Genomic DNA, 20,822 nt, shown 5'->3' with positions numbered 1-20,822 from the left:
CCGGCATCATCTCCCGTACCCTCTGCTAGTCAGGTAGCTTGTACTATCGCGCAGCCCCGTCCCCGGTCCCTTTCAGTAGGGCTCGCGGGACCGGTACGACGTGTGCAGGAGGCGGTGTGCTTTCTCGCCACCGACCTCGCCCAACCAGTGGCGGTACAGCCACTGCACGGCCGGGTTGCGGTGGGAGACCCGCAGCCTCTTGCCGATGTCCTCTCGGTACAGGATCGTCGCGCGGGCCCGTTTCACGTCCACTTCGTGCGCGTAAGGCTGGCCACCGCCGCCCACACACCCACCCGGGCAGGCCATTACCTCCACGAAGTGGTAGGGGCGGACGTCACCTCCCAGGGTGCGGAGGAAGCGGGCCGCGTTCCCCAGCCCGTGTATGACGGCCACCCGCACCGCCTGGCCGTCCAGGTGGATGGTCGCTTCCCGCATGCCCTCCATGCCCCGGATGGCGGAGAACTCCAGGGTACCCAGTTCGCTCCCGGTCACCCACTCGTACACCGTGCGCAGGGCAGCTTCCATCACCCCGCCCGACACGCCGAAGATAGATGCCGCCCCGGTGGCCGCACCCAGCGGAGGGTCGAAGCGATCCTCCGGGAGGGAGGCGAGGTCGAGCCCGGCTTCCCGGATCATGCGAGCCAGCTCTCGGGTGGTGAGCACGGCATCCACGTCCCGCCTGCCGTCCCGACCCATCTCGGGACGGGCGGCCTCCATCTTCTTGGCGGTGCATGGCATCACCGCCACCGAGAAGATGGAATCCGGAGCCACCTGCTCCACTTCGGCGAAGTAAGTCTTGATCAGGGCCCCCATCATCTGCTGGGGCGACTTGCAGCTAGAGACATGCGGCAGGTAAGACGGGAAGAAGTGCTCACAGAACCTGACCCAGGCCGGGCTGCAGGACGTGAACATGGGCAGGGGACCGCCTCCCGCCAGCCGGTGCAGGAACTCGTTGGCCTCCTCGACCACGGTGAGATCGGCGGTGAACTCGGTGTCGAACACCCGGCCGAACCCAAGACGGCGCAGGGCAGTGACCAGGCGCCCCGTTACCGGCATCCCCGGTGGTAGCCCAAGTGCCTCCCCCAGCGAAGCACGCACCGCGGGGGCCACCTGAACCACCACCAGGCGAGCAGGGTCCGCCAGGGCTTCCCATACCCGGGCGGTGTCGTCCCCCTCCGTGATGCCGCCTACGGGACAGACGCTGGCGCACTGCCCGCACGCCACACAGGACACTTCGGCCAGTTTGTGGGAGAAAGCGGGGCCAACCATGGTCCTCAGCCCCCGATAGGCAAATCCCAGGACCCCCACCCCCTGCAGCGAGCACATGCGCACGCACCGGCCACACAGGATGCACTTGCCGGGATCCCGGGTCAGGGCCGGGCTGGAGTCATCCACTTCCAGCGAGGGCGGTTGCCCGGCGAAGCGCCCGGCCCGAGCCCCCACCTGCCGGGCCAGTTCCTGCAATTCGCAGTTGCCGCTCCGGACGCAGCTCAGGCAATCGTGCGGATGACGCGCCAGCAACAGCTCCACCATCGTCCGCCTGGCTTCCCGCACCAGGGGAGAGTTGGTCCGCACCTTCAGCCCCTCGGCCACGGGGAACTGGCAGGCAGGGACCAGGTTCTGGCGCCCCTCCACCTCCACCAGGCAAACCCGGCACGCTCCATCAGGAGGAAGGGCAGGGTGATGGCACAGGGCAGGTATGCGGATACCCGCCTGCCGGGCCGCGTCCAGGACCGTCGTCCCCACAGGGGCCTGCACCAGCCTCCCGTCGATGGTAAGCGTGACCAGGCTAACCTCCGGACGGACCTCTTCCAGTACGCGGCCGGGCACAGCGCGGTCAATAACCGTGACGGACTCCATGTCCATTTCCCTCCCCAACCGGCAGCGGTACCAGTCGTCCGGGCACCTGACGGACGGCAGAAAACGCACAGACGCTCCGGCACTGGCCACAGCGTATGCACTTTTCCTGGTCGATTTCGTGGGGTTCCTTCACGTTGCCCGTGATAGCCCCGGAGGGGCACACGCGGGTGCACGCCCCGCAGCCCATGCACTCGGCGCGATCGATCACGAAGCTGGTGAGGGATCGGCACACGGCAGCAGGGCACTCCTGCCGGTAAATGTGGGCCTCGTATTCGGACCGGAAGTACCTGAGGGTAGAGAGAACCGGATTGGGTGCGGTCTGGCCCAACCCGCAAAGGGCAGTCAGCTTGATGAACCTGCCCAGTCTCTCGAGTTCTTCCAGGTCCCCTTCCTGGCCGCGACCGGCTACTATGCGGTCCAGGATGGCCAGCATCTGGGGGATGCCTTCCCGACAGGGCGTGCACTTGCCGCAGGATTCGTCGCGGGTGAACTGCAGGAAGAAACGGGCAACATCCACCATGCACGTGTCCTCATCCAGGACGATGAGCCCGCCCGACCCCATGATGGAGCCCAGTCCGGCCAGGGAATCGTAGTCGACGGGTACGTCCAGGCACTCGGCCGGGATGCAGCCGCCGGACGGGCCCCCCGTCTGGGCCGCCTTGAACCTCTTCCCTCCGGGGATGCCGCCGCCTATGTCGTAAATGATCTCCCTCAGGGTAGTCCCCATCGGCACCTCTACCAGTCCGGTGAGGTTGATCTTCCCCGCCAGCGCGAAGACCTTGGTTCCCTTGCTTCCCTCCGTACCCAGGGAAGCGAACTTCTCCGGACCCTCCAGGATGATGAGGGGCACGTTGGCCAGGGTCTCCACGTTGTTGATCACCGTGGGCCGGCCCAGGAACCCCCTCTGAGCCGGGAAAGGTGGTCGAAAGCGGGGCATGCCCCGCCGCCCCTCCAGAGAAGCCAGCAGGGCTGTCTCCTCTCCGCACACGAAGGCACCGGCCCCCACGCGAACCTCGACATCAAAGTCGAAGTCGGTCCCGAACAGCTTCTTCCCCAGCAGACCGCGATCATAAGCCTGCCGGAGGGCGATCTCAAGCCTGCTCAGGGCCAGGGGGTACTCGGCGCGCACGTAAATGAAGCCTTTGTTCGCCCCGATGGCATATCCGGCGATGGCCAGCCCTTCCAGCACGCTGTGGGGATCCCCTTCCAGAACGCTGCGATCCATGAATGCCCCGGGGTCGCCCTCGTCGGCATTACACACCACGTACTTGGGGTACAAGGCCTCGCGGCGGGCGAGCTCCCACTTCCTGCCCGTGGGAAATCCGGCGCCTCCCCGGCCCCGCAGCCCGGAGGCTTTCACGGCTTCGATCACCCGGGCAGGGGTCCAACCGCTGAGCACCTCTCGCAGCGCCCGGTACCCGCCCCGCTCCAGGTACTCATCCACGTTTTCCGGGTCTATCCGCCCGCACTTGCGCAGGACCAGCTTCACCTGGCGGCTGAAGAAGGGGATGTCCGCCAGGGCGGCCCGGGGTCGACCCTGGGCGTCACGCCAGAGCAGGCGCTCCACCACCCGTCCCCCCACCAGGTGGGAAGCCACGATTTCGGAGGCGTCCTCCGGCTTGACGTGGCAGTAAAGTACATCTTCCGGTTCTACCAGGACAAGGGGTCCGAGGGCGCAGACCCCTATGCACCCCGTCACCACCACCTCCACCCCGCCGGAGAAGGCCCTGGCTACCTCTGCCGATAAGGCCTCCTTGACCGCGGCGCAGCCGGACGAGACGCAACCTGCGCCCCCGCACACAAGCACTCGTCTGGACACGTCCGGGCCTCCTCGCTAGTTCTGGTTCAGGCGGTGTTCGATTTCCCGCTGGCGGCGCAGACCGCTGTAATCCACCCTCTCGGTGCGGGCGAACCATTCCCAGTTGGGGCCCAGGGTGCTGTAAATTTCCTCTACGCGGGCGTACTCCAGGTCGGGATCGATGTCGAACCCCCAACCCACCTTCTTCTCAACCGGCGGCAGTACCCGTAGCCTGCGCACCTTCTCTTCCCAGAACTTCCTCTCCTCGAGCAACTGTTCCCGAGTGACAGCCGGTTCGGCCATCTGGCCCACCTCCTTGCTTTACCCCGGGGTCTCGGCCCGGGGACCGGGCCCGCCATCGCGGCCCTCCGCCCATCCACAATTGCAAGAGGCGTGCCAGATGGTAGCCGCCGTCGGCGGAGCACGCGTGCGCTCCCGAACCCGCGCAAAAGCGGCTTTCCGCCGGCGGGGAGTGTCCTCACGCGTCCCCCTGCTCCCGCCCCCGCGGCTGGCGACCCGTTCGGGAACCCGAACTCGTCAATAAAAATGAACGCACGCTCCCATGGGCAGCCTCACGGGGAGTCGCTCCCCCGGGGGAATCGCCCGAACGGGGGCTCAGGCGGGAGACGGTCCCGTGCGGGAACCGGCCCGCACCTCTTCCTGCAGCCCCAGCCTGCGGGTGATCTCGTGAAAGGTGGAGCGGCTGACCCCCAGCAGGCGGGCGGCACGAGCGGGTACCCCTCCCGCCCGCGCGAGGGCTTCCACCACCAGGGAGCGTTCGAATTCCCGAACAGCCTCCTTGAATGTCTTCCCCCCCGCTCCCGCAAACTGCGCAGGCGGGTAGTCACCGGAATGCTGCATCTCGCGGGGGAGATCCCCCACGTCGACGAAAGGCCCCTCTGCCAGGATGGCCGCCCGCTCCACCACGTTTTCCAGTTCCCGCACATTGCCCGGCCAGGGGTAGCGACACAGGCACTCCATGGCGCGAGGCGTGAACCCGCGCAGGGCCTTGCCCATACGCTGGGCACTTCTGTGCAGGAAGTGGCTGGCCAGCAGGGGCACATCCCCCTCGCGGTCGCGCAGGCGGGGCAGGTTGATGGTGAAAACGTTCAGCCGGAAGTACAGGTCCGGTCGGAAGGCACCGCTTGCCAGGGCCGCCTCCAGGTCGCGGTTGGTAGCGGCGATAACCCGCACGTCCACCCGGCGGGGTCTGGTCTCACCCAAACGCAAGAACTCCCCTTCCTCCAGCACCCTCAGCAGCTTGACCTGCAGGGCCAGGCTGATGTCCCCTATCTCGTCCAGGAAGAATGTTCCCCCGTCGGCTTCCTCGAGCAGGCCTCTCTTGGGAGCGGTGGCACCGGTGAAAGCACCACGGGCATAACCGAACAATTCGCTTTCCAGCAACGCTTCGGGGAGGGCGGCGCAGTTCACCGTCACCAGAGGGTGCTCCCGCCTGGGACTGTGATAGTGGATGGCCCGCGCCACCAGTTCCTTGCCGGTGCCCGTCTCTCCCCGGATGAGCACCGTGCTGTCGGTGGGGGCTACCTTGGAGATGAGACGGTAGACCTCCTGCATGGCCGGGCTGTCACCGATCATCCGCCCGAAGCGGACTCCGGTGACGCTCAGCTGGTGGCGCAACACCCGGTTTTCCAGGACCACCCGCCGCTGTTCCAGGGCCTTGCGACACTGTAGTTTGATGTGCTCTACCTTGAACGGCTTGGGGATGTAATCGAAGGCGCCTTTCTTCATGGCCTCAACGGCAGATTCCACCGTCGAGTACCCGGTTATCACTATGACGAAGGCATCGGGATCCTCGGCGCGGGCCGCCTCCAGCACCTGCATCCCGTCCACCCCGGGCATGACCAGGTCGGTGATCACAAGGTCGAAGCTGCTCCGCCTCAGTTCCTCGAGCGCCTCCGCCCCGCCCGGGGCGATGGTCACCTGCCACCCCTCCGCCTCCAGGATGGTCCGCAGGAACTGGCACACGCGCGGTTCATCGTCCACCACCAGGATACGGGAGGACACCGCCATCACCTCACGTTATTCACCTCGGCGCCCCGGCGCACCGGTAACCGCACCACGAACACGCTCCCCTTCCCTTCCTCGCTGGAGACCTCGATGGTGCCCCCGTACTTGCGCACTATACCGTAGGACACGGATAGTCCCAAACCGGTTCCCTTACCCACCTCTTTGGTGGTGAAGAAGGGCTCGAAAATGCGGTCGATGTGCTCCTCCTTGATCCCGCAGCCGGTATCGGCGAACCGTATCTCAACCCAGGGCTCTCCGTTGGAGCAGATCGAACGGCTCTCCACGGTGAGCCTGCCCCCGCCGGGCATGGCCTCCAGGGCGTTGATCATGAGATTGAGGAAGACCTGCTCCAGTTCGGATGGATTCGCTGCCACCTGGGGAAGCCCCGGTTCACAATCCAGCACCAATTCCACCCGTCCCTTTTGGAACTGAGAGGCGGTAAGGGAATAGAGCCGGCACAGGATGGCGTTCACGTCGCAGGGGCTTACGGTGGCTGGCTGCTGGCGAGCAAAGGTAAGCAGATTGCGGACGATGCCCGCGATGCGCTCGACTTCCTCCACGATGACCGCTGCCTGCTCCCTGAGGGTCGGGTCTGCCACACTTTCCCGTAGCAGCTCTGCGTAGCCGGATACCAGGGTGAGGGGGTTGTTGATCTCGTGGGCGACCCCGGCCGCCAGGCGGCCCAGGGAAGCCAGCCGGTCGGATTCCGCCAGCCGGCTGAACAGCCGCTTTTCCTCGGTTATGTCCTGGCAAATCACCACCACACCCAGCAACTCCCCCCGCTCCCCCCGCAGCGGGTAGGCCCGCAAGCTCGCCACCACCGTGCGGTCCCGCAACTGGTACCGGAGTTCCGGGACGGCCCCCACCTTGCCCGATTCTAGCACGGCAGAGATTGCCTTTCTCACCTCTTCCCGGTCCAGGTGGGGAAGGCCGGCGAAGAACCCCTTACCGATCAGTTCCTGACGGGGCCGATCTGACACGTGCTGACGAGGATCGTTGAAAACGGTGATGATCCCCTCCCGGTCGGCAACGATGACCCCCTCGGCGATGCTCTCCACTATGCTGCGGTTGTAGTCGCGCAGGTATGCCAGCTCGGCATTCTTCGCCTGCAATTCCGTGATCAGGTAGGGCAGGCACATCTTGTTTTCCGCCAGACCCTGGAACACCGCCACCGCCTTATCCCGGCAGGTGGGGTACCCGCAGGCCCCGCAGTTCAACTCGTCCTCCGGCCTGGTCTTGCCCAGTTCCCGCAGGATGGCACCGATCTCTGCCTCCCCCGGCTCGGGCAGGCGGACGGCCCGGGCCGTGAAGTCGCGCCGCAAATCGATCGCGGGAGGAGGCTCTGCCAGGCGCAAGGCGCGCCGGGGTAGAGAACGCACTTCGTCCACCACCCGGTTACGGCGACCGTATCCGGGCAAGAGGCTGCCCGCCAGGGGGCCGTTCACACATCCTTCGCAAAACAGGATGTCTACGAAGGCAGCCTGTACCTCTCCCTTTTCCAGCGCGCGCAGGAACTCCAGGGATTTTTCCCGGCCTTCCACGGTGTGAATCTCGTTGTCCAGCACATCAGCGCGCAGGGCCGCGGTACGCAGCAGGCCCCCCGGGACCGGGTACAGCTTCCCCAGCGCAGTGGGGGGGTTGTCAAAGCCTTCTTCCGGACAGGACGATGGATCTACCCCTGCCTCCTGCCACCAGGCCCTCAGTTCGGGAAAGGTGAGGACACCATCCACCGCCCCCGCCACTGCGGGATGGCGCGCCTCCTCGATCTTGGCCACACAAGGACCTATGAACACTGTGGCCAGATCGGGAGCACTGTCCCGCAAAAGGATGCGCGCCGCCCTCCCGGTAGCCACCATGGGGGAAACCACGGGGGCGAGAAAGGAAACCAGGGAAGGGAAGTATCGTTCCACCAGGTGGACCACGGCCGGGCAGGGGGTACTCACCAGGGGACGGGGTTTCCGGGTCGAACCCGCCCCTCGCCGGAGAACGCTCAGGTACTCGCGGGTGACGAGTTCGGCACCGTATGCCACCTCGTACACCCACCGGAACCCCAGCCGGCGCAACGCGGCAGCTACCTGCCCGGGCCGCAAGGGGTGAAACTCGGCCACGAAAGAGGGAGCCAGCATGGCACACGCGGGCCGACCGCTGGCCACCCACTCCTTAGCCGCCGCCAGGTCCGAGGCCACCCGCTTCGCCTTCTGGCTGCACACGGTGACACAGTGTCCGCAGGAGATGCACCGTTCCTCCAGGACGGCGGCCTGCTCCTGGCGTACCATGATCGCTTTCACCGGACAGTGCCGCACGCAGGAATAACACTGCCGGCACCGACCCGGTATGGTGCTCACAACTCCCATCTGATCTCCCCTATCACATTGTACTCTCGTTCACGAAGATGGCAAGGGAGGGGCACCCGCGCGCGGTGAGGTTGCACCCACCCCGGGTTCACTGGCGACGCGCATCTCCCCGTGATAGTGCAGGCGTTGTTACCGTGTTCACGAGGCGCGCGCCCGCCGATCAATCACCAGCGAGCTCGCAGTTTCTCCTCTTGTTGCAACCACGCACTCGGCAGGAACGCAGAACCCGTACGCCGGAACCAGCAGCTTCACCAGGGCCTTGGACTGCACCAGGATGCACAGGTGGAAGGTGCAGCACACCTGGGTGTCGGCCACGGCGCAGGGCCCGCAGGAGAAATCGGGCACCTCGCACTGGATGGTCGTCCCGGCGGGAGCGTACAACACCACGGTCTTCACGAAGGTAAAGTTCTGGGTGAACGTGCACCTGGTGGTACCATCCGGGTTCAGGACCGTGATGTCGACCGTAACCACGAACACGATGCCCACGCTTACAAACCCGGGCTGGGTGGGAACCGGTACGGGCGTGCCGGGGGTGCAGATCACGCTGGTGATGGTGCACGTCGCCGTGGACCCCGGAGGGGCGGGCGGTAAGCACTCAGTGGGCAGCGTGAAGCAGGCCTCCCGATCCTCGTTCTGGAAGCAGAAGTCGTAGACCTTTTCCACCTGGATACACACGATGTCGGAGCGCACGGTCACAAGCCCTTGCAGGCCGGGCTCTCTTGCCGCTTCTGGTCCGTCCCTGCTAACGGCTTGCTAACGGGGACGGTCAAGACCTGCTCAATTGCCCGGGCGGCCTCCCGCTGCGTGTCGGGCAGGACGTGGCTGTACACATCCAGGGTCAGAGCCACGCTGGAGTGGCCCAACCGCTCCGATACCACTTTGGCGTGCACGCCACGCGCGAGGAGCAGAGTGGCATGGGTGTGCCGAAGGTCGTGGAAGCGGATGAACGGAACCCCGGTTCGCAGGGCAAGGCGCTTGAGCGTCCTGCCGACTTCCTCGCGGCCCACCGGTCTGCCCCTTTTCGTTGTGAACACCAGATCGTAATCCTGCCAGTAACCTCCTGCCTTCAGCCTCTCTGCCGACTGCCGCTTCCTCAGTTCCCGGAGGATGTCCAGGGTGATCGGATCAAGGGGAACTTTCCGCCTGGAATGGGAGGTCTTGGGCTCCTGCCAGTGGGGTTCTCCCCGGCACGGCAAGACCAGGGAGCGACGCACGTGAATGGCCCCCCGGTCCAGGTCCACGTCCTGCCAGGTGAGACCCAGCAATTCTCCCAACCGCATCCCCGTTGCCAGCGCCGTGTGAAACAGCGGATAGTACCGCGACGCGCGCGCCGCCTGCAGAAACAGACATACCTGCTCCTCGGTCCAGACGGTGATCTGGCGGCCCCTCCGGGGCGGGCCCTTTACCCCGTCCGTGGGGGACCGCGGGATGAAACCCCACTTCACCGCCTGCTTCAACGCAGCCCGGAGCACGGCGAACAGGTGGGCCCGCGTGGATGGCGCCAGACGCCCGGGCAGCGCGTTCAGGCCCTGCTGCACGTCCATGGCCGTCAGCCTCACGAGGGGCCCGCTGCCCAGGACATCCTGCCAGTGCCTTATACAGCGTCCCCACACCTCACGGGTCTGTGGTCTGAGCCTGGGCTCAACCGCCTTCAGCCAGCGGTCAAGGTACTCGCCCACGCTAAGCCGGGCGGGCGCAGCCGCGTACGCCCCCCGCTCCACCTCCGAAATCAGTTGGGCCAGCACGCGCTCCGCCTCACGCTTGGGCCCCTTCACGGCCACCCACCGCTGCCTGCGCTTCCCCGTCTCCGGGTCGCGGGGCAGTTCGACCACCACGGTCCAGCTATCCCTGGACCTCTTGCGGATGTGCCCCCTCACCCCTCAACGCCCCCTCAACAGGGCCGGACGCAGCGAGAATCCCCCCTTTCACTCTTACTGGCCGACTGCCCCCCGATATCCCCTAGTCACTCATGGGCACCACGCAAACCCCGGCCCGCTCCAGGTACTCTCGCACGTACCGCACGAGCCTGGCCGCGCCGGGCGTATCTCCGTGGAAGCAGACAGTGTCTGGCCTCACCTCGATATCCGACCCGTCGCTGGCGGCAACACGCCCCTCCCTGACCATCCGGAGCACGCGCTCGGCCACCGCTTCCGGATCGTGGATTATGGCCCCCGGGCAACCCCGCGGGACCAGGGTGCCGTCGGGGTTATACCCGCGGTCGGCGAAGGCCTCGCCAGCGACCCGCAACCCCAGCCGTTCCCCGGCCCTCAACAACTCCGAGCCCGCCAGGCCTACGAGCACCAGGCCCGAGTCAACCTGAGCCACGGCCCGGGCAATGGCATCCGCTATGGCCCCATCCCGGGCGGCCACGTTATACAGTACCCCATGTGCCTTCACGTGACGGAGCGGTACCCCCGCGGAGCGACAGAACGCCCACAGGGCACCTACCTGATAGATGGCAAAGGCCTCCACTTCCTCGGGGGTGAGAGCCAGGTACCTCCGTCCGAACCCCTGCAGGTCCGGATATCCCGGGTGGGCGCCCACCGCCGCCCCCGCTTCCTTAGCCAGGGACACGGTGCGACGCATGACCAGGGGGTCACCAGCGTGCATCCCGCACGCTATGTTAACGGAGGTTACGTGCTTTATGACCTCTTCGTCTTCACCCAGCCGGTAGGACCCGAAACTCTCCCCCACGTCCGCGTTCAGGTCCACTTTCAACAATGTTGATCCCCCCGCCGTCGTCACAGCGTCTCCAGTTCCTCGTCCGGGATGTCGGTGATAAACATGTGTCCCGGAGCATGAGTTATGGCCAGCGGCAGCCGCGCCCGCATGAGGGCCACCTGAGGCGTCACCCCGCATGCCCAGAACACAGGCACCTCACCGGGCCTTACCGTAACGGGGTCACCGAAATCCGGGCGGTCCAGATCCCTGATGCCTATTGCGGCAGGATCACCCACATGCACGGGCGTCCCGTGGGCACGCGGGTAGCGGGCGGTAACCTGCACGGCCCGCCCCACCAGGCCGCCAGGGATGGGTCGCATGCTCACCACCATGGGTCCCGAAAACACGCCAGCGGAGCGGCACGGGATATTCGTAACGTACATGGGCACGTTGCATCCCTGCTCCAGGTGACGCACGGGAACACCCGCCCGCAGCAGAGCCCATTCGAAGCTGAAACTGCAGCCCAGGAGGAAGCCCACCAGATCGCCCCGCCACACGGAAGTGACATCGGTTACTTCCTCGACCAGCTCCCCGTCCCTGAAAAGCCGATAGCGGGGAAGGTCGGTGCGCAGGTCGGCCCCGGGCGCAGCCCGGACGGGTTCCGGGGAGCCCGGGTCGGTGATATCGAGGAGCGGGCACGGTTTGGGATTCCTGTGGGCAAAAACCAGGAAGTCGTAAGCGATCTCCCGCGGCAAGATCACCAGGTTGGCCTGCGCATAGCCGTGAGCCAGCCCGGCGGTGGGTCCCGTCCACCGCCCCTCGCGGATCCACTGCCGGACCTGCCGCGGAGTAGCCCCAGAAAATTCAGCGAACGCCATAATCGGTCACTGTTCCGGTATTCGGTCGCTGCCCTGGTAGACGGTCATTGCGGCTACAGGCGGCCTATCCCGTCCACACCTGATGTTTCACCGCATGGGCCGGGAAAACCTGCCCGGCCCGGCGCCAGGAGGACCCCATGCCGCCGTCAGGACACGAGTTCGGCCAGCGTGCGGGCCAGCACTGTGCGCGGCAGTATTACGGGGACCCCCAGGACGGCGTGCACCTCTCTTTTCATCGCCATGGTGAAACCTATGCAGTCCAGCACCACCAGCTCGGCACCCCAGTCGCCCAGCACTTCCGACGCGCGCCTCAGCTCGGTCACTTCCCCGTAGGGCGACGCCGGCTCCACCTGGAGTTGAGCCCCAACTCCTTCCCATCGCACTCTGGCCTGTTCCACCTGTTCTTGAGCCGGGACCACTACCCCCAGCCTTCGACCTCTGGCCAGTGCTGCCACGAAATGATGCAGCACGAGTTGGGGCTCGACCAGCAGGCGAGGGCAGGTCAACTCGGGGAATTCCCCCGTACAAAGGATGGCCACCACCTCGGCCCCCCGCTCCACGACCCGGGTGATCTGTTCTTGCATGCGGGCGACGATGCGCTCCCTGGCCACCTGCACCGAACTGCCATCCCGCAATTTCGTCACCAGGACGTACTCGCCGGGACGGGGCGACATACCCGCGATTTCATCCCCGCCGAGACCGTCCAGCGCCCCGGCCTCGATGACCTCGACCCCGGCCCCGATAATGGGCATCATCTCGGGCAAGACATCCGCGCGCGGAGATTGACCGATGGTGATCGCCCCTACCTTCACTGCCGCTTCCCCCGCTTCTCCACTCAGGATGCGCCCACCCTCCCCGGGGTCTGAAGGTGAGACATGGTGCCGTACAGTTCCACCAGGCGGCGGAACTCGTGCTCATCGTGAAATCGGCACTTCCCCGCTCCGAAGGCCTTGGCCACTTCGAGGCAGAATCTCACCGCGCTCTCAACGTCCTGCAGGTGGCTGGCCCCGGTGGCACAGCCCGGCACGGGCACCTCGGTGGTAATGGCTACGCCCACGACCGGCGCAGTGGTGGCGGTGGCGGGCTGCATGATGCTGTTCATGTGGAATACCCCGTTGCCGTACGGGGTGATATCCTGGGTCGTGATTGCCAACACGGCGGGCATCCGCCCCGTGACGATCTGCATGATATCCAGCAGATCCTCGCTCACCCGGAGGATGTACCCCTCCTTGACGGTGGGAGAAATTGCAAACCCACGCACGTTTATAATGCGGTTGCCCTTGGTGGTGTCGACCGAGAGGATGGCATCCATGGCGGGATCGACTTCGTAGCGGTTCATGACCGCCATGTCCACCGGGGAGCCCATGAAGGGCACGGGCTCATGCGGCTCTGTCGGCGCATGGGGGCAGATGTGGGTAGCCACGATTACGTCCCCGGGCAACACATCTCCGTTGCATCGCATCGCGCCCAGCTTCAGTGCACAGGAGATGGCCGCCAGGGCACCGTCCCCGTCCGACACGAATCCTATGCGCTCCGGACGGGCCCCCAGCCCTCCCAGCCGGCCAATGATGCCCAGGGTGGGAGCATCACCCCCCGCGAACCTGCCCCGGGCACCCGGGATGACGGCCTTGACGAAGTCCGTGCGGCCCTTGTCACCCTGGATGGGCGTTACGGTCACGTCGTCCACCCCATGGGCACGGAGGAACTCCGCCACCCGGGCACCGTCCACATACGCACTGTCAAGCAACTCAAACGCGTCCATCACGTGACGCCATGCCAACACCCTCACCTCCCGGGCTCAGAACACGTATTTCACAATCTCCCTACCGATTGCCGCTTCCAGGGGAACCATCAGTTCAGGATCGCGCATACCGGCCCCCAGGATCAGGCGCTGACGCGGTACCCATACCAGAGCAACCTCTTTCCCGACGGCAATCTCAGCCGTCGCCAACGGCAATCCGGAATCCAGGTCTAAAGTGGCCAGCAGATCGGGAAAAGTGGCCAGTCTCTGCCCGTCCCGCTCGCACACGGCGTACTCGTTCCAAAAATAGAGCTCAAGCGGCGAACCCGCCACCGGTCGCAATACCACGCTCCCCACGTCAAAGCCGCCCGTGGTCTCCAGCCGGACGTCCACGACCCGAGCCCTGGCCAGCACCTCGCCCCCCAGAACCTCGCAGGCAGCCTCCACCATGGCCATGGCGCCCCTACCCTGCCGGCTGAGCATTGCCCGCCCGACCGAGACGGCCTGCCGTACGGCGCCCACCGCCGCGTGCTCCCGGGCGTAAGCTGCGCTGATGGGGTTGCGCGCCACCGCCACCATGCCTCCGGCCTGAACGGAAGCCTGCCGCACCAGGGCGGCAGCCGGCTCCAGGTTTCCCTGTACCAGTAATTCCACGTAAGTCCCCGCACGCGGGTCGCCCCCCACCGCCGCCTGACGGGAAACGTACCCGGGCAACCGGTGCAATCCCATGGAACCCATTACCCCGGTGGGGTGAGCGCGTCCGTTGCAGGGGGCATCCACCACCGGAATACCCAAGACCGCCGCCTGCAGCCAGCCGTTCACCGTGGCCAGACCCCCGCACTCGTTCGTGATGAGGCCGTCGATGCGGGTGCTCCTGCCCAACAGTTCCACCGCTTTGACGTAATGCACGGGTAAGGCCCGGGCCGTTCGGGCGGCGGGCGCCCCCACCGCCGACGCCGTCACCAGAACGGCGTCCGGTGGCAGCTCGTCGATATCCACCAACTCGGGCTCGCCCATCTCCACCGCCAGGAGCGCCAGGCGGCGGCCTTCGGCCATCGAGCCGCCCCCACCTCCACCCAGCACCGCACCCCCCAGGATGGCAGCCTCTGCAACATCGCGATCAAGAACCAGGCTCGCCATCGCATCACCCCCCCGGACTCGCACCCGGGCCGCTTATCGCTGCGGATCCTGATGAGACCGTCCGCACAATCCCCACCAATGGCCGCACCCCCGTGGCGCCTTATCCTGCATCTTACTGTTAGACATCCTGAGCTCACCTTCCTGGCGCCAAGCAGCACAACAGAGGAGACTCCAGGGCGACCGCCCTGCTAACGCGTTGCTAACGAATGATGCTGGACTCCCCCGGACCCCCCGGATTCCACTTCTGGCTTCTGGAATTCCCACTTTCTGGCCGCACTCGCGAACCCTCGTGCCCGGCGCTATCCGCCTCTCCAGAACAGATAGGCCCGGATACACACGATCTCCGTGGGCGGTGGACAGCCCTCCGGCGGGCACGGTCCCGGCACCACCTGCTTCGGGGCAAAGCTGGGCTTCAGCTTCTCTTGACTCATACTCTACCCTCCTTTCTTTCTGAGCTGGCACCTTATGTCGCCATCTTCTGTGGCGAGCGAGTGAATAGCTGCCAGCTATGCTTCCTGCTTCAGATTATGATTTGAAGGTCCATACGGTGCAGACGCCGGCATACGATGGACCGGGAGGACGGAGAATGGCCGACCAGCTGGAACCCCTGCGTCCCTACCTGGAGCAACTCGAAGTGTGTATCCGCAGCGCCTTCGATATGGCCCTGCAACTGGAAGAAGAGCAGCAGAAACTGGAGGAACAACTGCGGGCGTTCAAAGAGGCCATCACTGAACGGGAGCGGCGGCTGACATCACTCCGGGCTGCCCTCGAAGAGTGCCGCAACCACCGCTCCCGCCTCGAGCAGGAACTCGAGGCCGCCAACCGGGACAAGCGCGCTCTGGGGGAGGAAGTGGAGAAACTGCGTGCGGGGAGTCGTGCCCTGGAGGAGCGGGTCCGGACCCTGGAAAGGCAGTTGAACCAGGCAACGCTGGAGCAAAAGCAGCGGCAGCGACGCTGGAAGTGGTAGACGTTCTGGAATTCTGAGTTAAAGAGATCAGAGGTGGGCGGAGCGGGCGTCTCCGCCATCTCAGGCGAGATAACACGCTGTGAGCGGCCGGCAGGAGACACCGGGCAGGTTGTCCGCTGCCGGTCGCACCTTTACACTGAAAGGCAGGCAACATAAAAGGAGGTCTTGCAGTTGCGGAAAACGTGGTTACTGGCAGCCTGCCTCGTGGCAGTGACGTTCGCCCTGTCCTTCACCGCCCAGGCTTCCTGGTACTGGCGCCCATCCCCGGTGATACCTGGCCCGGCTCCGGCACCTATGCCCGAGCCCGCACCCACGCCCGCACCCCAGCCGTCGCCAAACCCGCCCCCGGCGCAACCTACCACCGACCTCGTGCCCCTCACCTCTGAAGAAGCCATCGCCCTCCAGCTCGTCAACGGGGCGCGAGCCCAGGCGGGGTTGCCCCCCCTGACCGTGGATCCCGTCCTCACCGACCTGGCCCGGAAAAAGAGCCAGGACATGGTGGTCAACAACTACTTCTCCCACGTCTCCCCCACCTACGGGACGGCCTACCAGATGGAGGTGGCCGCCGGCATCCGCGCCCCCGTGATGGGAGCAGAGAACATCGCCAAGGCCCGCAACGCCCGCTACGCCCACGCCATGTTCATGTCCTCGCAGGGTCACCGCTCCAACATCCTCAACCCCCATCACACCCACGTGGGGATTGGCATCGTCTCCAACGGTCTCTACGGCATAGCCGAAACCCAGCTCTTCATCGGCAGGTAGCTCACTAGCACGAGTAGACAGGCGGGCCGCATCCCGTGAGGATGCGGCCCTTACTTTACCCCAACACCACTCTTACCTCGCATCAAAAACAGTAGCTGCTTGACTCCGGGCGCACCAACCTGCCCGCGTGATTGATCACCGGCCACCCAGCGCGGCAGCAGCCCGGTCGATCTCCAGTTGTTCGGCCAGCACCTCGCGCAGCGTGTTGCAGGCCAGCACGATCTTGGGATTGGAGAGTGAGTAGTACACGTTGGCTCCCTCCCGGCGGGCCACCACCAGCCTCGTCTGTCGGAGCATCTGCAGGTGCTGAGATACATTGGGGATCTGGGTGCCCAGGGCCTCCGCCAGGTCGGAAACGGTCTTCTCACCGGTCTTTAGCAATTCGATGATCTGCAGCCGCTTGGGATGGGCCAGGGTGCGGCAGATCTGGCTCTGCAACTCAAAGAGACGGTCGTCAGTCGCCAATATGCGCTTCCTCCTCCACCGAGCGCGTCCTCGCCCCCAGTCGGACCACGCCCCGCAGGGGCACGCGGCCCTGAGGTACCGTGTACCAGTATAGCACATTGAAGGCGAGTTTGGCCCAGTGGAGTACGGGATGGGGTAGGGGAGGACGCGGTGGGTGCTGGTAGTCGAACGATATGATGGTGGCCCGCCCCAGGCCCGTCTCGGCGAAACAAAGCACCCGCCCCGTGTAGGCATGAGAGCAAGCACGCCCGGCCATCTCGTCCAGGATGTTACCCGCCACGGCCTCTGCCTGGAAGTGGGCGGCCACGCCGCTCTTGGATACGGGCAGGTCGGTAGCGTCCCCCAGAGCGTACATCCGCTCGTGACCCAGCACTTTCATGAGATGACGGTCCGTGGGTATCCAGCCGCTCCGATCGCCCAGCCCGGAGTCGCGCACCGCGCGCACTCCCCCGTGGGGCGGAATCAGGACCAGCAGGTCGTAGGGGATCTCGTCACCCTCGAGGGACCGCACCACCCTGGCCTCGGGGTCAACACTTTCGGTATTGAAGAAGGTGTCGATCTGGATACCCCGCTTCTCCATGATCGGCGTAACCATCTCCGATACCGGCTCGATGGCGAACGCGCGCTGGAGGGGGCTCAGGAATCGGATACGGGTCTTTTCCCTGATCCCCCGGCGGCGGAGGTAGGCTTCCAGCAGGAGGGTAAACTCCAGCGGTGCGGGCGGGCACTTGTAGGGGACGGTGGTGACGCCCACCACCACATCACCGCCCCGGAAAGAAGCCAGGGCCTCGCGCAGGAGCAGGGCAGCGTCCGCCGAGTAGAAGTGATGGGCGGCATGCCGGTAACCGGGGATCTCATCGGGATAGTACGTAGTCCCGGTAGCCAGGACCAGCCAATCGTACGGCACGCTGGCCCCCTTCTCTACCAGCACCCGGCCGGCGCGGTGGTCGACACCGCTCACCTGCCCCACAACCACTTCTACACGCCCGTCCAGCAGGTGGCGCAACGGGCGGCTGAAAAGAGGTCCGTTGCTGCGCGGCACCCTGTCCAAGAAGGGCAAATACAGGTATGAGGGCTGATAGGCGTGCCAGCCAGTGGCGTCGATCAGGGTAACTCTGGCTCCCTGCCGGGCCAGCAGGTTCGCTACCAGAGTTCCCCCGGTGCCCCCACCCACAACGACCACGCGATCCGTGCTCTGCAACTCTCTTCCCCCCTTGGAGCCCCCACTGGGGGGCCACCGGAGGCAGCCCCCCTGCCGAAGGGGGTCTGTGACAACGGCCCTATCTGGCCTTGCGCACCACTATGCGATCGTATCCTTGCTCGGGGAACACTCCCACGACTTCGTGCCCGGCCTTCTGCGCCCAGGCCGGGATGTCGCGCTTGGAGCCCGTATCGGAGGAGAGCACCTCCAGCACATCTCCTACGCTGGCTTCGCGGACCGCCCTGATCAGTTCCATCAGGGGGCCGGGGCAATAAGCACCGCGCGCATCGATGACCCGGTCCGCCCTGACCGTGTGATCGCTCATCCGGACATCCTCGCTTTCTAGATAAAAAGAGTGACCTTGCCTTCCCTGGCCCGGTCCACGAATTCCCCTACGCCCACCACGTCGTCCACGATGGGGTCCAGGTCGTCCTTGGTAAGGCCAAACAGGTCCATTGTCATGGCGCAGGCGTGTACCCGCACGTTTCCCAGCTCCTTCGCCCGACGCAGCGTGTCGTACCAGGAGGGCACCTTCTTCTCCTGCATAATCTGCATCATAACCCCCGCCTGGTCCTCAAAGTCCTTGCTCACCCGCGCCAGTTGGGCGGGGTTCCCCTTGCGGAAGGCCTGCAGGCCCCAGAAAGTGACGAAGACGTCCACCTCCATGCCCATGGCCACCGCTCCCGAGGCCACGATGGCCACCGGGTAGAGCTTATCCACCGTTCCCGAAAACACCACCATGGAAAACCGGTCCTCCGCCACAGTTCCTCCCCCCTGCTTAGTTGGTGACTTGCGCAAATACGCGACTCCCGGACTATCGTAACACGCCCTGACCGGGGAGTCAATACCTTGTGCCCCTCCTTGTGCCCCTCCTCACAAAACGGTCAGGAGGCGCCCCGCTGGCGGCGACGAAATCCGTGCAGCGGCAGCAATCCCCGGGGCACCAGCCTCCAGTACAGGGCACCGGTGGCCAGCTTGGCCCAGTGAAACATGGGCAGCGGCGTGGGAGGTGCAGGGGGACGGTCATAACTGTAAGATACCAGGCTAGCCTTCCCCTGGCCGGTGTCACTGATACAAAACACCCGTCCGGTGTATTGGTAGGCGGGCTCGCGCCCCTCCATCTCGGCCGCCACGTTACGCACCACCACCTCCGCCTGCATGTGAGTACCTGCCCCGTGCTTGGAGACGGGCAGGTCGGCAGCATCGCCCAGGGCGTAGAGGTGCTCGTGCCCCACCACCCGCAGGGTGTCTCGCTCGGTGGGTATCCACCCGTGGCGGTCCCCCAGTCCCGAGCGGCGTACCATCTTCGTGCCCCGGTGGGGAGGAACCAGGATCGCCAGGTCATACGGGACTTCATCCCCTTCCTGGGAGAGCACCCTGCGCCGCCCGGGGTCGATCTCCCCCACCGTGAACCTGGTTACCACCTCGACACCCCGACGGGCGAAGAGGGGCTGGTATGCCTCGCACAGGGACTTCATGCCGAAAAGCTGCGTCAACGGAGTGAGAAACCTGACGTGATAGCGGCCCTGCAACCCCCGCCGCCGCAGAAAGTCGTCCGCCAGGAGGGCGAACTCCAGGGGAGCAGGCGGGCACTTGTAGGGGAGCGTGGTGATCCCCATCACCAGGTCACCGCCCCGGAAGCGGTGCAGTTCGCCCATGAGGTCCAGGGCCGCTTCCAGTGAGTAGAAATGGTGGATGTTCCCCTGATAGCCGGGCACGACGGCTGGCCCGTACTCGGCCCCGGGCGCCAGCACCAACCAGTCCGAAGATACCATCCGGCCATCGGCCAGGTGAACGACCCGCCCCTCGGGATCCACCGCCTTGGCTTCTCCCACCACGAGCTGCACGCCGGGATGGAGCACAGCCCGCAGGTCGCGCACCAGGCTACCCGGCTTCACCCGACCAAAGGGGACGTACAGGAACCCGGGCTGGTACACGTGTTGCCCGAGCAGGTCTATCAGGGTAACCTGGCAGGTGCCCCGCCGCGCCAGCCCGTTGGCCACGGGAACTCCGCCCAGCCCACCGCCCACCACCGTGACTCTGGGTTTTGCCAAGAAGATCACCCCGCCCTAGTATGCACCGGGGCGGGGTTGCGCACGGCAGGACGGCACCTCAGATCGCAGTTCCTGCACCACCTCAGTGCGCCCGGCCCACAGGCCGGAGAATTCCCGGCATGGCCTATCTACGGCTCACGATTCCTCCACGCCTGCAGCCTGCAACACGTAACTGAGGAACATCTTTTCCGGTACGGCTCCCTCGAACTGAACCCGCTCGTTGATCACCACCTTGGGCACCCCGAACACATGGTACCGCTGGGCCAGGTGAGGGAATTCTGACACCTCCACCACGTCTGCCCGCACCCTGTCGCTTTCCATTGCCATTTTGTGGGCCAACCTGGCCGCACGCGGGCAATATGGTCAGGTGGGGGTCACGAAGACCTGGATGTGTACGTCGCTGGGCAATCCTTTCAGGGCCGCCGCCGTCTCCGGGCGCAGGCCGCTCCTTTGTGCCGACACGTCGAGGATGTCCTCTACCAGGGATGCGAACTCATACCCGGCCGGGATGCCGTAATACCGGATGCCGTAGTCCCGGTCCCCCACCACGGCTACCGCCGGAATCCTCTCGATCCCATACCGGGCGGCCTGGTCCTTGTCCAGCAGGAAGTCATATACCTCGACTCCGATCCGCCCGTCGGACACCTCACCCAGGTCCTCGACCAGCATGCGGGTCTCCCGGCAGTAGGCGCATTCATGGCCGGGCACCGTCAGACCCGATTCCGACTGGGTGACCATCACCAGCTTAACGGGTCCTGTTAACTCCGCAAAGCGCCTGCGGAGCGTTGCCGCGTCCCTCTCGGAAATGAGCCGCATCCTGCCATCACCTCCTGTGGCTTATTATGCCGCCCCCGGGGGTGCCGGGTCAAAAAGTGGCGGTGCCGGCCGTCCCCGCCTCCACAGCCGCGACCGT

General features: G+C 65.6%; 21 protein-coding genes. 2 read left to right on the top strand and 19 right to left on the bottom strand.

The features are described 5' to 3' along the window. Positions 1 to 72: 72 nt before the first annotated feature. From AB1446_03910 to AB1446_03850, 13 genes are all read right to left on the bottom strand, one after another. Entirely contained in the window at positions 73 to 1,860 is a 1,788-nt protein-coding gene (locus AB1446_03910; protein MEW6546046.1) for an NADH-dependent [FeFe] hydrogenase, group A6, read from the bottom strand. Beyond that, entirely contained in the window at positions 1,838 to 3,679 is a 1,842-nt protein-coding gene (gene nuoF, locus AB1446_03905) for an NADH-quinone oxidoreductase subunit NuoF (protein MEW6546045.1), read from the bottom strand. Before nuoF ends, AB1446_03910 begins: the two co-directional genes overlap by 23 nt. Before the next feature lie 15 nt (positions 3,680 to 3,694). After that, positions 3,695 to 3,961: a hypothetical protein gene (locus AB1446_03900; GenBank protein ID MEW6546044.1), complete on the bottom strand. Its 267-nt coding sequence runs from the start codon at positions 3,959 to 3,961 to the stop codon at positions 3,695 to 3,697. Between the two features lie 312 nt (positions 3,962 to 4,273). Then, positions 4,274 to 5,683 (bottom strand): sigma-54 dependent transcriptional regulator, encoded by a 1,410-nt coding sequence (locus AB1446_03895; protein MEW6546043.1) that lies wholly within the window; start codon positions 5,681 to 5,683, stop codon positions 4,274 to 4,276. Positions 5,684 to 5,688: 5 nt separating this feature from the next. Continuing rightward, positions 5,689 to 8,040 (bottom strand): [Fe-Fe] hydrogenase large subunit C-terminal domain-containing protein, encoded by a 2,352-nt coding sequence (locus AB1446_03890; GenBank protein MEW6546042.1) that lies wholly within the window; start codon positions 8,038 to 8,040, stop codon positions 5,689 to 5,691. A 138-nt stretch (positions 8,041 to 8,178) separates the two neighbouring features. Next, the gene (locus tag AB1446_03885; GenBank protein MEW6546041.1) at positions 8,179 to 8,730 is read right to left on the bottom strand and encodes a hypothetical protein; all 552 of its coding nucleotides are present in this window, start codon (positions 8,728 to 8,730) and stop codon (positions 8,179 to 8,181) included. 2 nt (positions 8,731 to 8,732) lie between these two features. Beyond that, positions 8,733 to 9,917: a tyrosine-type recombinase/integrase gene (locus AB1446_03880; GenBank protein ID MEW6546040.1), complete on the bottom strand. Its 1,185-nt coding sequence runs from the start codon at positions 9,915 to 9,917 to the stop codon at positions 8,733 to 8,735. A gap of 82 nt (positions 9,918 to 9,999) precedes the next feature. Continuing rightward, positions 10,000 to 10,758 carry a 5-oxoprolinase subunit PxpA gene (locus tag AB1446_03875; protein MEW6546039.1) on the bottom strand — a complete coding sequence of 253 codons (759 nt, stop codon included), beginning with the start codon at positions 10,756 to 10,758 and terminating at the stop codon, positions 10,000 to 10,002. Between the two features lie 23 nt (positions 10,759 to 10,781). Further along, the gene (locus tag AB1446_03870) at positions 10,782 to 11,579 is read right to left on the bottom strand and encodes a putative hydro-lyase (protein MEW6546038.1); all 798 of its coding nucleotides are present in this window, start codon (positions 11,577 to 11,579) and stop codon (positions 10,782 to 10,784) included. A gap of 146 nt (positions 11,580 to 11,725) precedes the next feature. Beyond that, positions 11,726 to 12,391, bottom strand: coding sequence for an AroM family protein (locus tag AB1446_03865; protein MEW6546037.1), 666 nt, complete (start codon positions 12,389 to 12,391; stop codon positions 11,726 to 11,728). A gap of 23 nt (positions 12,392 to 12,414) precedes the next feature. Beyond that, positions 12,415 to 13,359 (bottom strand): DUF1177 domain-containing protein, encoded by a 945-nt coding sequence (locus AB1446_03860; protein MEW6546036.1) that lies wholly within the window; start codon positions 13,357 to 13,359, stop codon positions 12,415 to 12,417. An 18-nt stretch (positions 13,360 to 13,377) separates the two neighbouring features. After that, positions 13,378 to 14,460 carry a DUF917 family protein gene (locus AB1446_03855; GenBank protein MEW6546035.1) on the bottom strand — a complete coding sequence of 361 codons (1,083 nt, stop codon included), beginning with the start codon at positions 14,458 to 14,460 and terminating at the stop codon, positions 13,378 to 13,380. 299 nt (positions 14,461 to 14,759) lie between these two features. Continuing rightward, the gene (locus AB1446_03850) at positions 14,760 to 14,891 is read right to left on the bottom strand and encodes a hypothetical protein (GenBank protein ID MEW6546034.1); all 132 of its coding nucleotides are present in this window, start codon (positions 14,889 to 14,891) and stop codon (positions 14,760 to 14,762) included. A 155-nt stretch (positions 14,892 to 15,046) separates the two neighbouring features. Between AB1446_03850 and AB1446_03845 the strand changes: the two genes are divergently transcribed. Both AB1446_03845 and AB1446_03840 read left to right on the top strand, forming a co-directional pair. Then, complete coding sequence (locus AB1446_03845) at positions 15,047 to 15,427, top strand: hypothetical protein (GenBank protein ID MEW6546033.1); 381 nt, start codon at positions 15,047 to 15,049, stop codon at positions 15,425 to 15,427. Between the two features lie 171 nt (positions 15,428 to 15,598). Beyond that, a complete protein-coding gene (locus tag AB1446_03840; protein ID MEW6546032.1) occupies positions 15,599 to 16,189 on the top strand; it encodes a CAP domain-containing protein in 591 nt (196 codons plus the stop codon). Between the two features lie 135 nt (positions 16,190 to 16,324). On the opposite strand, the gene AB1446_03835 is transcribed toward AB1446_03840, so the two are convergent. The 6 genes from AB1446_03835 to AB1446_03810 all read right to left on the bottom strand — a co-directional run bounded on the left by AB1446_03835 (position 16,325) and on the right by AB1446_03810 (position 20,725). Next, positions 16,325 to 16,654: a metalloregulator ArsR/SmtB family transcription factor gene (locus AB1446_03835; GenBank protein ID MEW6546031.1), complete on the bottom strand. Its 330-nt coding sequence runs from the start codon at positions 16,652 to 16,654 to the stop codon at positions 16,325 to 16,327. Next, entirely contained in the window at positions 16,644 to 17,855 is a 1,212-nt protein-coding gene (locus tag AB1446_03830) for an FAD/NAD(P)-binding oxidoreductase (protein ID MEW6546030.1), read from the bottom strand. Before AB1446_03830 ends, AB1446_03835 begins: the two co-directional genes overlap by 11 nt. A 79-nt stretch (positions 17,856 to 17,934) precedes the next feature. Next, positions 17,935 to 18,180 (bottom strand): sulfurtransferase TusA family protein, encoded by a 246-nt coding sequence (locus AB1446_03825; GenBank protein ID MEW6546029.1) that lies wholly within the window; start codon positions 18,178 to 18,180, stop codon positions 17,935 to 17,937. A 17-nt stretch (positions 18,181 to 18,197) separates the two neighbouring features. Next, the gene (locus AB1446_03820; protein ID MEW6546028.1) at positions 18,198 to 18,596 is read right to left on the bottom strand and encodes a DsrE/DsrF/DrsH-like family protein; all 399 of its coding nucleotides are present in this window, start codon (positions 18,594 to 18,596) and stop codon (positions 18,198 to 18,200) included. A 143-nt stretch (positions 18,597 to 18,739) separates the two neighbouring features. Then, on the bottom strand, positions 18,740 to 19,909 hold the full coding sequence (locus AB1446_03815) for an FAD-dependent oxidoreductase (GenBank protein ID MEW6546027.1): 1,170 nt from the start codon (positions 19,907 to 19,909) through the stop codon (positions 18,740 to 18,742). A 135-nt stretch (positions 19,910 to 20,044) separates the two neighbouring features. Further along, positions 20,045 to 20,725 carry a thioredoxin family protein gene (locus tag AB1446_03810; protein ID MEW6546026.1) on the bottom strand — a complete coding sequence of 227 codons (681 nt, stop codon included), beginning with the start codon at positions 20,723 to 20,725 and terminating at the stop codon, positions 20,045 to 20,047. Between the last annotated feature and the right edge of the window lie 97 nt (positions 20,726 to 20,822).

Source organism: Bacillota bacterium (assembly GCA_040757085.1).
GTDB lineage: Bacteria > Bacillota > Sulfobacillia > JACIYH01 > JACIYH01 > JACIYH01.
Note: the sequence above shows the minus strand (reverse complement) of the source record. Positions and strands in the feature narration are given on the sequence as shown.

Coding starts and splice junctions, on each gene's coding strand:
- AB1446_03845 (MEW6546033.1), top strand. CDS start 15,047: ATGGCCGACCAGCTGGAACCCCTGCGTCCCTACCTGGAGCAACTCGAA.
- AB1446_03910 (MEW6546046.1), bottom strand. CDS start 1,860: ATGGAGTCCGTCACGGTTATTGACCGCGCTGTGCCCGGCCGCGTACTG.
- AB1446_03900 (MEW6546044.1), bottom strand. CDS start 3,961: ATGGCCGAACCGGCTGTCACTCGGGAACAGTTGCTCGAGGAGAGGAAG.
- AB1446_03820 (MEW6546028.1), bottom strand. CDS start 18,596: ATGGTGGTGTTTTCGGGAACGGTGGATAAGCTCTACCCGGTGGCCATC.
- AB1446_03890 (MEW6546042.1), bottom strand. CDS start 8,040: ATGGGAGTTGTGAGCACCATACCGGGTCGGTGCCGGCAGTGTTATTCC.
- AB1446_03825 (MEW6546029.1), bottom strand. CDS start 18,180: ATGAGCGATCACACGGTCAGGGCGGACCGGGTCATCGATGCGCGCGGT.
- AB1446_03855 (MEW6546035.1), bottom strand. CDS start 14,460: ATGGCGAGCCTGGTTCTTGATCGCGATGTTGCAGAGGCTGCCATCCTG.
- AB1446_03850 (MEW6546034.1), bottom strand. CDS start 14,891: ATGAGTCAAGAGAAGCTGAAGCCCAGCTTTGCCCCGAAGCAGGTGGTG.
- AB1446_03870 (MEW6546038.1), bottom strand. CDS start 11,579: ATGGCGTTCGCTGAATTTTCTGGGGCTACTCCGCGGCAGGTCCGGCAG.